Source organism: Betaproteobacteria bacterium (assembly GCA_016720065.1).
In the GTDB taxonomy this organism is placed as follows: domain Bacteria; phylum Pseudomonadota; class Gammaproteobacteria; order Burkholderiales; family Rhodocyclaceae; genus SSSZ01.
In genome coordinates, this window is record JADJXY010000002.1 from 872325 (window position 1) to 887231 (window position 14907).

At 61.1% G+C, this 14907-nt stretch carries 9 protein-coding genes and 4 pseudogenes; all 13 read right to left on the minus strand.

From position 1 onward, the window contains the following. Window positions 1–22 precede the first annotated feature (22 nt). Window positions 23–1546 (minus strand): IS1182 family transposase, encoded by a 1524-nt coding sequence (locus IPM73_07345; protein ID MBK8917850.1) that lies wholly within the window; start codon window positions 1544–1546, stop codon window positions 23–25. Window positions 1547–1757: 211 nt separating this feature from the next. Further along, window positions 1758–2417, minus strand: a complete 660-nt coding sequence (locus IPM73_07350) for a hypothetical protein (GenBank protein MBK8917851.1) — start codon at window positions 2415–2417, stop codon at window positions 1758–1760. Window positions 2418–2619: 202 nt separating this feature from the next. Continuing rightward, window positions 2620–4142, minus strand: a pseudogene (locus tag IPM73_07355) (IS1182 family transposase). 175 nt (window positions 4143–4317) lie between these two features. Next, on the minus strand, window positions 4318–4608 hold the full coding sequence (locus tag IPM73_07360) for a hypothetical protein (GenBank protein ID MBK8917852.1): 291 nt from the start codon (window positions 4606–4608) through the stop codon (window positions 4318–4320). A gap of 76 nt (window positions 4609–4684) precedes the next feature. Next, window positions 4685–4903, minus strand: coding sequence for a ribonuclease E inhibitor RraB (locus tag IPM73_07365; protein MBK8917853.1), 219 nt, complete (start codon window positions 4901–4903; stop codon window positions 4685–4687). After that, window positions 4890–5924, minus strand: coding sequence for an IS630 family transposase (locus IPM73_07370; GenBank protein ID MBK8917854.1), 1035 nt, complete (start codon window positions 5922–5924; stop codon window positions 4890–4892). Before IPM73_07370 ends, IPM73_07365 begins: the two co-directional genes overlap by 14 nt. Beyond that, window positions 5893–6534, minus strand: a complete 642-nt coding sequence (locus tag IPM73_07375) for a DUF695 domain-containing protein (protein ID MBK8917855.1) — start codon at window positions 6532–6534, stop codon at window positions 5893–5895. The genes IPM73_07370 and IPM73_07375 overlap by 32 nt, the downstream gene beginning before the upstream one ends. Window positions 6535–6609: 75 nt before the next feature. After that, window positions 6610–7230 carry a hypothetical protein gene (locus IPM73_07380; GenBank protein ID MBK8917856.1) on the minus strand — a complete coding sequence of 207 codons (621 nt, stop codon included), beginning with the start codon at window positions 7228–7230 and terminating at the stop codon, window positions 6610–6612. 204 nt (window positions 7231–7434) lie between these two features. Continuing rightward, a pseudogene (locus tag IPM73_07385) lies at window positions 7435–8957 on the minus strand (IS1182 family transposase). A gap of 150 nt (window positions 8958–9107) precedes the next feature. Beyond that, window positions 9108–9812: a hypothetical protein gene (locus IPM73_07390; protein MBK8917857.1), complete on the minus strand. Its 705-nt coding sequence runs from the start codon at window positions 9810–9812 to the stop codon at window positions 9108–9110. Window positions 9813–10414: 602 nt separating this feature from the next. Then, window positions 10415–11880, minus strand: a pseudogene (locus IPM73_07395) (transposase). A 149-nt stretch (window positions 11881–12029) separates the two neighbouring features. After that, on the minus strand, window positions 12030–12734 hold the full coding sequence (locus tag IPM73_07400; protein MBK8917858.1) for a hypothetical protein: 705 nt from the start codon (window positions 12732–12734) through the stop codon (window positions 12030–12032). 545 nt (window positions 12735–13279) lie between these two features. Beyond that, a pseudogene (locus tag IPM73_07405) lies at window positions 13280–14801 on the minus strand (IS1182 family transposase). Window positions 14802–14907: the final 106 nt, after the last annotated feature.

Consider the following 14907-nt stretch of genomic DNA (forward strand, 5'->3'; position numbering starts at 1 on the left):
CGGGCCGTTCATCGGCTGATCCTCATCCGGCGTACCCATGGTGGGCCAGCTTTTCGATGTTGTGGACCACGCAGTAGAGCTTCCACTGTCCATCCACCTTGGCGCGCCCCCGCAGGGTAAAACGATCCATCCGCTTGTTGCCCCGCACGTTGCCGAACACCGGCTCCACGGTGGCGAAACGCCGGCCATAGCGGCGTCGGCCTTCCTCGCTGTCGATGGCCTGCTTCATCCGGTCGGTATGGCTCTCCGTGGCGCCGGGCGCCTTGCCCCGGAAGAAACAGACCTGTCGGACCAGGGTCTTCTCCGGGGTTCTCAGGCATCGCGCCCGCAGTTCGCAGGGCACACAGTCCCGCTGGGCGCCGGTGAACTTGGTGGCCAGGTGGCCGTTGTGGATGCAGTTCGACCCGTTCTGGTAAAGGGCCTTGCCCGCCGGGCAGAGGCAGGTGCCCGCCTCGGGGTCGTAGTCGAAATCGGCCGGCCGGAAGCGCTTGGCTGCTTTCGGCGGCTTGCCCTTGTCGTAGAGCGGATCAGGCTTGGCCCGGTGGCGGCCCTGGTCCTGAAAGCGCTCGTCCCGCTGGCGCATGCCGGCATCGGCGATGAGGGCCGGGACGGCGGCCTCGGCCAAGGCCTTCAGATTGGCCTCGCTGTGATAGCCGGCATCGGCGGTGATGAGCGTCTCCGGCGTACGCAGTGATCGGGTCGCCTCCACCACCGGCAGCAGCAATTCCTGCTCGGAACCGGTGCCGTGGGCCTGAGCATCGACGATGACCTGGGCCTGCGCATCCACCGCCGCCACCCCGGTATAACCCTGGATGACCCCCTTGCTGGTGGCCATCTTGGCGGACTCGTTGTCGGTTTGGTTGGAGAGCCGCACGGCGCCCTTGGCGCCGGTGCGATCCTTGGGGTGGGCAGTGAGCCATTCCCGGTTCTTCTTGGCCTCCGCCTGCAGCCGGGCCAGTTGCCGAGCCTCCCGGTCGGAAGGTCCGCCGTTGCCGCCGGCATCGGCCTCGCGGTGGCGATCCAGCATCTTCTTCGCCGCGGCCTCCATCTTCTCGGCCCGGCGCAGGAAATCCGCCCGGGTGCCGCTCCTCGTCTTGCTCGCGTTGCTGGGGAGCTTCACCCCATCGATGGCGAACATCTCCCGACCGATGAGTCCCTGGCGATCGCAGATGGTCAGCACCTGGGCGAAGAGTTGGCCGGCCAGGTCGCCCAGATTGGCGACGAAGGCGGCCAGGGTGGTGAAATGGGGTTGGGAATCACCGGATAGCGCCATGAACACGACGTTCTCCCGGCAGGCCGCTTCGATCCGACGGGAGCCGACGATGCCCCGGCTGTAGGCGAGCAGCACGACCTTGAGGAGTACCGCTGGCGCATAGGCGCTGGCGCCGACTTCGTCGTTGCAATAGCGGGCTTCCAGGGCCGAGAGGTCAAGCTCGTGATCCACCAGGTAGTTCAGGGCATGCTCGAAGGTGCCGGGAACGAGTTGCTGGTCGAAATCGACCGGCAACAGTTTCAGCCCCTTATGCACCGGCTTGAATCGCGCCATTCCCGCCTCCACGAAATGCATTCGACATTGTGTGATTTTGCCAGGACTGGCAGCGGTTTGGGGGTTTTTCTACAGCCTCAACGTTCGAGTTAACCGGCCCGCGGAGGCAAGCGCCGTAAGCCTGGTACGCGATGATGCACCATGTGCCGCGGACCAGGCTTACGGCGCTTGCCGTAGCGGGTCCGGTTGAACGAGGGGTTAGGCGTCGCTCTCACGCAAGCACGATGGACTGGCGGACCGAGTCGAACTCCGCCTGCGAGTCAATCCGATCAGCGGGGATGTCCAGCATATTGAACGAGTACAGCAGCGACTGTCCAAGTATCGAGAGCGTGCGGTGCCGGACAGGCCCGCTGTTTCCAAGGCGATCTTGGTACTGGAAGGTGAAGTAGTACTCCAACGCCTCACGGCCAGACACTCGTCCAATAGCAGGTTTGCCAAGCAGCCGGAAGTCTTTGACAAAGCCACTAACGCCCCGAATGAGTTCATGCGAAATTGACGCCAGAGTCTCGCTCGGCTCAAGCGGGTTCTCCTCCATGTATACCGTGATTGAACTGCCCAGCGACCGAAGAACAGAGGTCTGTGACACCACGACAGCAGGCAGTGGCCCCTGCTTCAGCAGTGTCAGAAGTTCTGGGTCTGCCGTGGCGTACTCGTACTCGTTGCGGATGTCGGCGAAGGTCTGGAGGTGTTCATACTTCCAACCGGCGGGTCTACGGAAGGCCAAGCCAACGCGGTGATTGACGTACAGGTCCCCGACAACAGCTACTGCAGCGAGCGGGGTCGTCGCGGCTAGTGTGACCGACCCGGCGAACGTCTGTAGAAAGCTACGTCGGCTTGGCGGATCTGCTTGATGGGAAGCGGAAGAGGGCATGTGCGACGCCTAACGAGGCTGTAGAAAAACCCATTTTTCCAACCCCTGCCCCGCATTGGCAGGATTTTTTGCAGGCGGGTGGCGGCCGGTTGGAATCCGGGGTGAAGCGGTGGAAATGCTGATCGCGAGCCAGCGGCGGGGGCCGGAAGGCGGTGCTTGGGAGATTGGGGAGAAGTCACGCGGGCCGTTCATCGGCTGATCCTCATCCGGCGTACCCATGGTGGGCCAGCTTTTCGATGTTGTGGACCACGCAGTAGAGCTTCCACTGTCCATCCACCTTGGCGCGCCCCCGCAGGGCAAAACGATCCATCCGCTTGTTGCCCCGCACGTTGCCGAACACCGGCTCCACGGTGGCGAAACGCCGGCCATAGCGGCGTCGGCCTTCCTCGCTGTCGATGGCCTGCTTCATCCGGTCGGTATGGCTCTCCGTGGCGCCGGGCGCCTTGCCCCGGAAGAAACAGACCTGTCGGACCAGGGTCTTCTCCGGGGTTCTCAGGCATCGCGCCCGCAGTTCGCAGGGCACACAGTCCCGCTGGGCGCCGAGAACTTGGTGGGCCAGGTGGCCGTTGTGGATGCAGTTCGACCCGTTCTGGTAAAGGGCCTTGCCCGCCGGGCAGAGGCAGGTGCCCGCCTCGGGGTCGTAGTCGAAATCGGCCGGCCGGAAGCGCTTGGCTGCTTTCGGCGGCTTGCCCTTGTCGTAGAGCGGATCAGGCTTGGCCCGGTGGCGGCCCTGGTCCTGAAAGCGCTCGTCCCGCTGGCGCATGCCGGCATCGGCGATGAGGGCCGGGACGGCGGCCTCGGCCAAGGCCTTCAGATTGGCCTCGCTGTGATAGCCGGCATCGGCGGTGATGAGCGTCTCCGGCGTACGCAGTGATCGGGTCGCCTCCACCACCGGCAGCAGCAATTCCTGCTCGGAACCGGTGCCGTGGGCCTGAGCATCGACGATGACCTGGGCCTGCGCATCCACCGCCGCCACCCCGGTATAACCCTGGATGACCCCTTGCTGGTGGCCATCTTGGCGGACTCGTTGTCGGTTTGGTTGGAGAGCCGCACGGCGCCCTTGGCGCCGGTGCGATCCTTGGGGTGGGCAGTGAGCCATTCCCGGTTCTTCTTGGCCTCCGCCTGCAGCCGGGCCAGTTGCCGAGCCTCCCGGTCGGAAGGTCCGCCGTTGCCGCCGGCATCGGCCTCGCGGTGGCGATCCAGCATCTTCTTCGCCGCGGCCTCCATCTTCTCGGCCCGGCGCAGGAAATCCGCCCGGGTGCCGCTCCTCGTCTTGCTCGCGTTGCTGGGGAGCTTCACCCCATCGATGGCGAACATCTCCCGACCGATGAGTCCCTGGCGATCGCAGATGGTCAGCACCTGGGCGAAGAGTTGGGCGGCCAGGTCGCCCAGATTGGCGACGAAGGCGGCCAGGGTGGTGAAATGGGGTTGGGAATCACCGGATAGCGCCATGAACACGACGTTCTCCCGGCAGGCCGCTTCGATCCGACGGGAGCCGACGATGCCCCGGCTGTAGGCGAGCAGCACGACCTTGAGGAGTACCGCTGGGGCATAGGCGCTGGCGCCCTGCTGGTCATTGCGGTAGCGGGCTTCCAGGGCCGAGAGGTCAAGCTCGTGATCCACCAGGTAGTTCAGGGCATGCTCGAAGGTGCCGGGAACGAGTTGCTGGTCGAAATCGACCGGCAACAGTTTCAGCCCCTTATGCACCGGCTTGAATCGCGCCATTCCCGCCTCCACGAAATGCATTCGACATTGTGTGATTTTGCCAGGACTGGCAGCGGTTTGGGGGTTTTTCTACAGCCTCAACGTCTGACGTGAGGGGCCGCCGGAGCGGCGAAGCCGCGGAGGGTACCGGCAAGCGCAGCTTGCCGGCGGTCCCTCTCGACGGATGGGTTGGGCCTCAATCGGCGCTCCAATTGCAGACTTGGACGTTGTCACTGTGGATTGACAAGGCGCGAACGACGCCGCCAAGAACGGCGTTGAACAGTCGACCTTCACCTTCGCCTGCGACAACCACATGTTGACAGTCGTCGTCTTCAGCGGGACGAAGACGGACAGTAACGGTTTCATGTTCCGACTGTAGGTCGACGCTGTAGCCGACACCACCACGAAACTCAGGATAACTTCCAAATTCCGCTGCCAAGTCGGTTGGCAGAGAGAAGTAAGAGTCGATGCGGATAGCGTGTTTCATGAGGCCCAACGTTGAAAATCACCGGACGCAGGCAAGCGCAGCTTGCCGGAGGTCCGGTGGATTGGAATGTTCGGCGTCATTGCTTGCACACTTGAGTTTCCCAACCGTCGTACTCTCCGCCATTCTCACGAGCGGCGCGGCTAAGCTGAAGCGTAGTTCTATTCATTGAGCGGTAGTCTGGCAGGCCAACGTGACTAAGTTTGGCGGTGAATGGGCCACCCTTCGCATCGGGTGTTTCATAGAGCTCAATGCTTTCGATACTAACCTTTGCATAAACAATGTCATTCAGCGGCATATTGGCACTCGGGCTGGCGAAAGAAGGATTTCACCAACCCGGGCAACTTCTGGATTCGGCGCAGGGCCCCGAGGGCCAACCGCTTCATCTCGTCTTTGGACTGCACCAGTTGCCGGGCGACCTGGCGTTTCACGTGTGCCCAGACCTGCTCGTCAGGATTGATCTGGGGCGAGTACGGCGGCAGGTAGAACAGCTTGAGCCTGCCGTTCTGGGCCTCGACGAAGGTCTTGATCAGTTTCGCCTTGTGGATCGGATGACCATCTACGATCAGGAACACCGGCTTTTCAGCCCCGATCAGCAGGCGCTTGAGGAATTCCCGGAAGACTTCGGCATTGACCGTGCCGTCGTGCAGCATGAAGCGGAATTCGCCTTGCGGACTGACGGCCGAGATCATGTTCAGGGAGAAGCGGCGCCCGGTCACTTCCACCACCGGGGTCTCGCCTACCGGCGCCCAGGTCGTCCCCGTGTGGTAGTCGGAACGGATGCCCGATTCATCGGCAAAGTAGATCGTCGCTCCGGCGGCCTTGGCTTCGGCACGGATCGCCGGGTAGATTTCCGCTTCCCAGGCCCGCACCAGGGTCGCATCCTGCTGCCATGCTTGGTAGAGCGGCTTCTGGGCCGAGAAGCCCAACAGCTTCATGATGCGGCTGACCGAGGCCAGCGAGAGCTTCTTGCCGAATTCGCGTTCGATCAGCGCGGCGATCAGCGACAGCGTCCACAGACCAAAGGCAAACTTGAATTGCAGCGGGGTATGGTCTTTCACCGCCTGGGCCAGCCAGCGCATTTCATCCGCGCTTACCTTCGGCGGGCGCCCCGGAATCGGCTTGGACAACAGCGCGTTCTGCCCACCGTTGGCAAAATCGGCCAGCCAGCGAAAGACACTGCGCACATTGACGCCGTAGGCGGCGGCAACGCTGTTCACGTCCTGCCCCTCACGGATGGCCTTGATCGCCTGTTGCCGCATCACCGGCAGGGCGGCTCGGCCGTGCTTACGACCGTCGGTAGTTCTTTTGCATTTCATTAGCATATTTTATCATGTTTGTGACAATGCTTTCTGAAAAGTTAGTAACATCCTTGACGCTAGCGATGAATGCAGCGCGTTGGGGTTCAGTTTTGAAGTAAGCCCAGTGCTCGATAGGACGTGGTGTTTGAAGAGAATCACCTTCCTTCACCAGTGCGTTCTGAACGCGTAAGTCCAGAACAACTTGCCAGTCGTCATCTGTCGGGAACAGGTCGTTCCAGTAATGCGACCGCTGGGGGTCTAGCTCGTGAAATAGCTCAATCCGATGACCATGAAGAGAACCAGCAGTCTTCGCCAGAGCCATGCAAGCTGGCGCGCTTAGCGACGTGTAGAAGCAAAAATACCTATAGCCATTCGTTGTGACGCGGCCAACCTGAAGTCCGTCGCTCGGCTGGAATTGGTCGGAAAGAAAGTCCTCGACTGCGTTCAAGTGTAAAAACTCATCTCCGTGCGGCAGGCCGCGATCATCTGGGGCGAGCAAGGCCACGTTGAAACGCGCAAAGAATTCGAATGACAACGATTCGAGATCAGCCCTCACGCCGTGGTCATAGGCAATGAAGGCCGAATGGTCTCCAATCGTGCAGGGGAACTGCTCCCAATGGTCGCTCATGATTTTGACGCCGAACGTGCTAGCTCAGCGGACGGCGGGCAGCGAAGCTGGCCGACGGTCCGCTGGAGCGGGATGTTATGCGGCACATAGCGCCTCCAGTTTTTTGATGATTTCGTCGTACTGGGACGTAACAAGTCCGATGGATGGGTGGTAGCGGAAACCGGAATGCTCGTGACTTGCGGCCCCAAGCGCACTTTTAGCATGGCTGCTGGCAGTTTCAGATTCTCCAGCAGCACCTGCGATCAGTGCTTGTGCGGCATGCCAACGGAAGTGATCTACGGGAAACATTAAGCGAGGCTCGTGGAGGTCAAGCAGTTCTTTCGCGCGCTCGTAGTGCTCCCGAATACAGCGAGTGGCTACAAGGTACGGAAGCTCGATGTACGCTTGTGTTAGGAGATTTGGGAACACAGATTCCCTTGCCAGGGATTCTTCGTAGGCAGCTATTGCTTCCTCAATACGCCCAAGCGTCAGGAATGCCGTGGCTCGATCAACATAAGCCTGAGCATGATCGAAATCGTCTTGCAACTCGAAATAGCGATCAAGTAGCTTCAGGGCGGCTTCTGGATGGGAGCGTGCAAGTGTGCAACTTTGGATACGGAGATACTGCTCCTTTCTTCGGGCGCGGCGGAGCCTATGATCGAAGGCTCGTTCGATGTCCTCGTTCCATGTCGTATTGCGAAACCAATCAGTGCTCATTGTCTTGTCGCATAACGAGGCTGTAGAAAAACCCATTTTTCCAACCCCTGCCCCGCATTGGCAGGATTTTTTGCAGGCGGGTGGCGGCCGGTTGGAATCCGGGGTGAAGCGGTGGAAATGCTGATCGCGAGCCAGCGGCGGGGGCCGGAAGGCGGTGCTTGGGAGATTGGGGAGAAGTCACGCGGGCCGTTCATCGGCTGATCCTCATCCGGCGTACCCATGGTGGGCCAGCTTTTCGATGTTGTGGACCACGCAGTAGAGCTTCCACTGTCCATCCACCTTGGCGCGCCCCCGCAGGGTAAAACGATCCATCCGCTTGTTGCCCCGCACGTTGCCGAACACCGGCTCCACGGTGGCGAAACGCCGGCCATAGCGGCGTCGGCCTTCCTCGCTGTCGATGGCCTGCTTCATCCGGTCGGTATGGCTCTCCGTGGCGCCGGGCGCCTTGCCCCGGAAGAAACAGACCTGTCGGACCAGGGTCTTCTCCGGGGTTCTCAGGCATCGCGCCCGCAGTTCGCAGGGCACACAGTCCCGCTGGGCGCCGAGAACTTGGTGGCCAGGTGGCCGTTGTGGATGCAGTTCGACCCGTTCTGGTAAAGGGCCTTGCCCGCCGGGCAGAGGCAGGTGCCCGCCTCGGGGTCGTAGTCGAAATCGGCCGGCCGGAAGCGCTTGGCTGCTTTCGGCGGCTTGCCCTTGTCGTAGAGCGGATCAGGCTTGGCCCGGTGGCGGCCCTGGTCCTGAAAGCGCTCGTCCCGCTGGCGCATGCCGGCATCGGCGATGAGGGCCGGGACGGCGGCCTCGGCCAAGGCCTTCAGATTGGCCTCGCTGTGATAGCCGGCATCGGCGGTGATGAGCGTCTCCGGCGTACGCAGTGATCGGGTCGCCTCCACCACCGGCAGCAGCAATTCCTGCTCGGAACCGGTGCCGTGGGCCTGAGCATCGACGATGACCTGGGCCTGCGCATCCACCGCCGCCACCCCGGTATAACCCTGGATGACCCCTTGCTGGTGGCCATCTTGGCGGACTCGTTGTCGGTTTGGTTGGAGAGCCGCACGGCGCCCTTGGCGCCGGTGCGATCCTTGGGGTGGGCAGTGAGCCATTCCCGGTTCTTCTTGGCCTCCGCCTGCAGCCGGGCCAGTTGCCGAGCCTCCCGGTCGGAAGGTCCGCCGTTGCCGCCGGCATCGGCCTCGCGGTGGCGATCCAGCATCTTCTTCGCCGCGGCCTCCATCTTCTCGGCCCGGCGCAGGAAATCCGCCCGGGTGCCGCTCCTCGTCTTGCTCGCGTTGCTGGGGAGCTTCACCCCATCGATGGCGAACATCTCCCGACCGATGAGTCCCTGGCGATCGCAGATGGTCAGCACCTGGGCGAAGAGTTGGGCGGCCAGGTCGCCCAGATTGGCGACGAAGGCGGCCAGGGTGGTGAAATGGGGTTGGGAATCACCGGATAGCGCCATGAACACGACGTTCTCCCCGGCAGGCCGCTTCGATCCGACGGGAGCCGACGATGCCCCGGCTGTAGGCGAGCAGCACGACCTTGAGGAGTACCGCTGGGGCATAGGCGCTGGCGCCCTGCTGGTCATTGCGGTAGCGGGCTTCCAGGGCCGAGAGGTCAAGCTCGTGATCCACCAGGTAGTTCAGGGCATGCTCGAAGGTGCCGGGAACGAGTTGCTGGTCGAAATCGACCGGCAACAGTTTCAGCCCCTTATGCACCGGCTTGAATCGCGCCATTCCCGCCTCCACGAAATGCATTCGACATTGTGTGATTTTGCCAGGACTGGCAGCGGTTTGGGGGTTTTTCTACAGCCTCAACGTTCAAGGTAACGGGCTGGCTGGAAGCGGGCGAAGCCCGCTGTAAGCCAGTCCCTGTTGACCGCAGTGTTAGGCCGTTTTTGGGACAATTGGGCCACCATAGCGATCTGCGAGCTGCTGACTGAACCGACCTACAAGCGCAAAAACAAGTTTTGCTGCCTCACTGATGTAGTCCGGTGAAACAACGATTGTGCTGTCTTCGATCTCCACTCCCGGTATCTTTGCGACGAGTGTTTTGATTTCCTTTTCTTTCCCGGCGGGAAGATCCATTAGGCGACCATTTCGGTGCGCAATGAAATTACGCAGTTCTTGGAGTTGACCGAGGCGTTCGCGCTCTTGTTCAGACCATGGCAATTGAATCCGAAGCACCCCTTCAAAATACTTCTCTATTTGGTTTCGGAAATTATTGGCTCGAACATCTCGGAATGCGAGGCCAATATTTTCACGCTTGCCGACGTAGATGGCGAAATCTGTGAGAAAGGACTCAAATAACCCCCAGATTGGCACAAGCGCACCAATACGAAAGAAGCGTGGAATTTGACGATCTACAGCTTCGTCAATCTCGGAAAGCCTTGCCCCATATTCATGATATTCGAGGCTGCATTTCTCGTTCTCAAGCCCGCGCTCGGCGCGTAGTCGGTATTGTGCTTGTGCATGCGATATCTGTTCTTCAAGGACATTTAAGTAACTTTCCAATGCCCACGATTCATACCCGAAGGATATGCCCGGAAAGCCGAGATCAAGGTTCAGAAGTTGCTCAATATCCAATGCCATAGTGGTTTTCTCAGAAACTCTTGCAAATGCGGTTACCCCAATTATCAACCCACGGATGTGTTCCTGCGGGGCAACCTTTTGACGTGTCGTAGTACTGCTTGTCTCCGTCAAAACTTTTGCAGATTCGATTGCCCCAACCGTCAACCCATGGATGGGTGCCAGCTGGACAGTTTTCCGTGCTGCCTTGAATGGTTGTGGTTTGCTCCGAATCAAATCGCTTGCATATCTGATTGCCCCATTGATCTACCCAGGGATGTGAGCCAGCAGGGCAGCCTGCTTCTGCTGCAAGTGATACAGCGAAAACAAAAAATCCAATGAAAATACGTGCTCGCATAACTGTGCTCCTTTCGGCCTAACGAGGCTGTAGAAAAACCCATTTTTCCAACCCCTGCCCCGCATTGGCAGGATTTTTTGCAGGCGGGTGGCGGCCGGTTGGAATCCGGGGTGAAGCGGTGGAAATGCTGATCGCGAGCCAGCGGCGGGGGCCGGAAGGCGGTGCTTGGGAGATTGGGGAGAAGTCACGCGGGCCGTTCATCGGCTGATCCTCATCCGGCGTACCCATGGTGGGCCAGCTTTTCGATGTTTAGGACCACGCACTAGAGCTACCACCGTCCCTCCACCCTGTCCCGCCCCCGCACTGTACAACGCTCCATCCGCTCGTTGCCCCGCACGTTGCCGAACACCGGCTCCACGGTGGCGAAACGCCGGCCATAGCGGCGCCGGCCTTCCTCGCTGTCGATGGCCTGCTTCATCCGGTCGGTATGGCTCTCCGTGGCGCCGGGCGCCTTGCCCCGGAAGAAACAGACCTGTCGGACCAGGGTCTTCTCCGGGGTTCTCAGGCATCGCGCCCGCAGTTCGCAGGGCACACAGTCCCGCTGGGCGCCGGTGAACTTGGTGGCCAGGTGGCCGTTGTGGATGCAGTTCGACCCGTTCTGGTAAAGGGCCTTGCCCGCCGGGCAGAGGCAGGTGCCCGCCTCGGGGTCGTAGTCGAAATCGGCCGGCCGGAAGCGCTTGGCTGCTTTCGGCGGCTTGCCCTTGTCGTAGAGCGGATCAGGCTTGGCCCGGTGGCGGCCCTGGTCCTGAAAGCGCTCGTCCCGCTGGCGCATGCCGGCATCGGCGATGAGGGCCGGGACGGCGGCCTCGGCCAAGGCCTTCAGATTGGCCTCGCTGTGATAGCCGGCATCGGCGGTGATGAGCGTCTCCGGCGTACGCAGTGATCGGGTCGCCTCCACCACCGGCAGCAGCAATTCCTGCTCGGAACCGGTGCCGTGGGCCTGAGCATCGACGATGACCTGGGCCTGCGCATCCACCGCCGCCACCCCGGTATAACCCTGGATGACCCCTTGCTGGTGGCCATCTTGGCGGACTCGTTGTCGGTTTGGTTGAGAGCCGCACGGCGCCCTTGGCGCCGGTGCGATCCTTGGGGTGGGCAGTGAGCCATTCCCGGTTCTTCTTGGCCTCCGCCTGCAGCCGGGCCAGTTGCCGAGCCTCCCGGTCGGAAGGTCCGCCGTTGCCGCCGGCATCGGCCTCGCGGTGGCGATCCAGCATCTTCTTCGCCGCGGCCTCCATCTTCTCGGCCCGGCGCAGGAAATCCGCCCGGGTGCCGCTCCTCGTCTTGCTCGCGTTGCTGGGGAGCTTCACCCCATCGATGGCGAACATCTCCCGACCGATGAGTCCCTGGCGATCGCAGATGGTCAGCACCTGGGCGAAGAGTTGGGCGGCCAGGTCGCCCAGATTGGCGACGAAGGCGGCCAGGGTGGTGAAATGGGGTTGGGAATCACCGGATAGCGCCATGAACACGACGTTCTCCCCGGCAGGCCGCTTCGATCCGACGGGAGCCGACGATGCCCCGGCTGTAGGCGAGCAGCACGACCTTGAGGAGTACCGCTGGGGCATAGGCGCTGGCGCCCTGCTGGTCATTGCGGTAGCGGGCTTCCAGGGCCGAGAGGTCAAGCTCGTGATCCACCAGGTAGTTCAGGGCATGCTCGAAGGTGCCGGGAACGAGTTGCTGGTCGAAATCGACCGGCAACAGTTTCAGCCCCTTATGCACCGGCTTGAATCGCGCCATTCCCGCCTCCACGAAATGCATTCGACATTGTGTGATTTTGCCAGGACTGGCAGCGGTTTGGGGTTTTTCTACAGCCTCAACGTTCAAGGTAACGGGCTGGCTGGAAGCGGGCGAAGCCCGCTGTAAGCCAGTCCCTGTTGACCGCAGTGTTAGGCCGTTTTTGGGACAATTGGGCCACCATAGCGATCTGCGAGCTGCTGACTGAACCGACCTACAAGCGCAAAAACAAGTTTTGCTGCCTCACTGATGTAGTCCGGTGAAACAACGATTGTGCTGTCTTCGATCTCCACTCCCGGTATCTTTGCGACGAGTGTTTTGATTTCCTTTTCTTTCCCGGCGGGAAGATCCATTAGGCGACCATTTCGGTGCGCAATGAAATTACGCAGTTCTTGGAGTTGACCGAGGCGTTCGCGCTCTTGTTCAGACCATGGCAATTGAATCCGAAGCACCCCTTCAAAATACTTCTCTATTTGGTTTCGGAAATTATTGGCTCGAACATCTCGGAATGCGAGGCCAATATTTTCACGCTTGCCGACGTAGATGGCGAAATCTGTGAGAAAGGACTCAAATAACCCCCAGATTGGCACAAGCGCACCAATACGAAAGAAGCGTGGAATTTGACGATCTACAGCTTCGTCAATCTCGGAAAGCCTTGCCCCATATTCATGATATTCGAGGCTGCATTTCTCGTTCTCAAGCCCGCGCTCGGCGCGTAGTCGGTATTGTGCTTGTGCATGCGATATCTGTTCTTCAAGGACATTTAAGTAACTTTCCAATGCCCACGATTCATACCCGAAGGATATGCCCGGAAAGCCGAGATCAAGGTTCAGAAGTTGCTCAATATCCAATGCCATAGTGGTTTTCTCAGAAACTCTTGCAAATGCGGTTACCCCAATTATCAACCCACGGATGTGTTCCTGCGGGGCAACCTTTTGACGTGTCGTAGTACTGCTTGTCTCCGTCAAAACTTTTGCAGATTCGATTGCCCCAACCGTCAACCCATGGATGGGTGCCAGCTGGACAGTTTTCCGTGCTGCCTTGAATGGTTGTGGTTTGCTCCGAATCAAATCGCTTGCATATCTGATTGCCCCATTGATCTACCCAGGGATGTGAGCCAGCAGGGCAGCCTGCTTCTGCTGCAAGTGATACAGCGAAAACAAAAAATCCAATGAAAATACGTGCTCGCATAACTGTGCTCCTTTCGGCCTAACGAGGCTGTAGAAAAACCCATTTTTCCAACCCCTGCCCCGCATTGGCAGGATTTTTTGCAGGCGGGTGGCGGCCGGTTGGAATCCGGGGTGAAGCGGTGGAAATGCTGATCGCGAGCCAGCGGCGGGGGCCGGAAGGCGGTGCTTGGGAGATTGGGGAGAAGTCACGCGGGCCGTTCATCGGCTGATCCTCATCCGGCGTACCCATGGTGGGCCAGCTTTTCGATGTTGTGGACCACGCAGTAGAGCTTCCACTGTCCATCCACCTTGGCGCGCCCCCGCAGGGTAAAACGATCCATCCGCTTGTTGCCCCGCACGTTGCCGAACACCGGCTCCACGGTGGCGAAACGCCGGCCATAGCGGCGCCGGCCTTCCTCGCTGTCGATGGCCTGCTTCATCCGGTCGGTATGGCTCTCCGTGGCGCCGGGCGCCTTGCCCCGGAAGAAACAGACCTGTCGGACCAGGGTCTTCTCCGGGGTTCTCAGGCATCGCGCCCGCAGTTCGCAGGGCACACAGTCCCGCTGGGCGCCGAGAACTTGGTGGCCAGGTGGCCGTTGTGGATGCAGTTCGACCCGTTCTGGTAAAGGGCCTTGCCCGCCGGGCAGAGGCAGGTGCCCGCCTCGGGGTCGTAGTCGAAATCGGCCGGCCGGAAGCGCTTGGCTGCTTTCGGCGGCTTGCCCTTGTCGTAGAGCGGATCAGGCTTGGCCCGGTGGCGGCCCTGGTCCTGAAAGCGCTCGTCCCGCTGGCGCATGCCGGCATCGGCGATGAGGGCCGGGACGGCGGCCTCGGCCAAGGCCTTCAGATTGGCCTCGCTGTGATAGCCGGCATCGGCGGTGATGAGCGTCTCCGGCGTACGCAGTGATCGGGTCGCCTCCACCACCGGCAGCAGCAATTCCTGCTCGGAACCGGTGCCGTGGGCCTGAGCATCGACGATGACCTGGGCCTGCGCATCCACCGCCGCCACCCCGGTATAACCCTGGATGACCCCTTGCTGGTGGCCATCTTGGCGGACTCGTTGTCGGTTTGGTTGGAGAGCCGCACGGCGCCCTTGGCGCCGGTGCGATCCTTGGGGTGGGCAGTGAGCCATTCCCGGTTCTTCTTGGCCTCCGCCTGCAGCCGGGCCAGTTGCCGAGCCTCCCGGTCGGAAGGTCCGCCGTTGCCGCCGGCATCGGCCTCGCGGTGGCGATCCAGCATCTTCTTCGCCGCGGCCTCCATCTTCTCGGCCCGGCGCAGGAAATCCGCCCGGGTGCCGCTCCTCGTCTTGCTCGCGTTGCTGGGGAGCTTCACCCCATCGATGGCGAACATCTCCCGACCGATGAGTCCCTGGCGATCGCAGATGGTCAGCACCTGGGCGAAGAGTTGGGCGGCCAGGTCGCCCAGATTGGCGACGAAGGCGGCCAGGGTGGTGAAATGGGGTTGGGAATCACCGGATAGCGCCATGAACACGACGTTCTCCCGGCAGGCCGCTTCGATCCGACGGGAGCCGACGATGCCCCGGCTGTAGGCGAGCAGCACGACCTTGAGGAGTACCGCTGGGGCATAGGCGCTGGCGCCCTGCTGGTCATTGCGGTAGCGGGCTTCCAGGGCCGAGAGGTCAAGCTCGTGATCCACCAGGTAGTTCAGGGCATGCTCGAAGGTGCCGGGAACGAGTTGCTGGTCGAAATCGACCGGCAACAGTTTCAGCCCCTTATGCACCGGCTTGAATCGCGCCATTCCCGCCTCCACGAAATGCATTCGACATTGTGTGATTTTGCCAGGACTGGCAGCGGTTTGGGGTTTTTCTACAGCCTCAACGTTCAAGGTAACGGGCTGGCTGGAA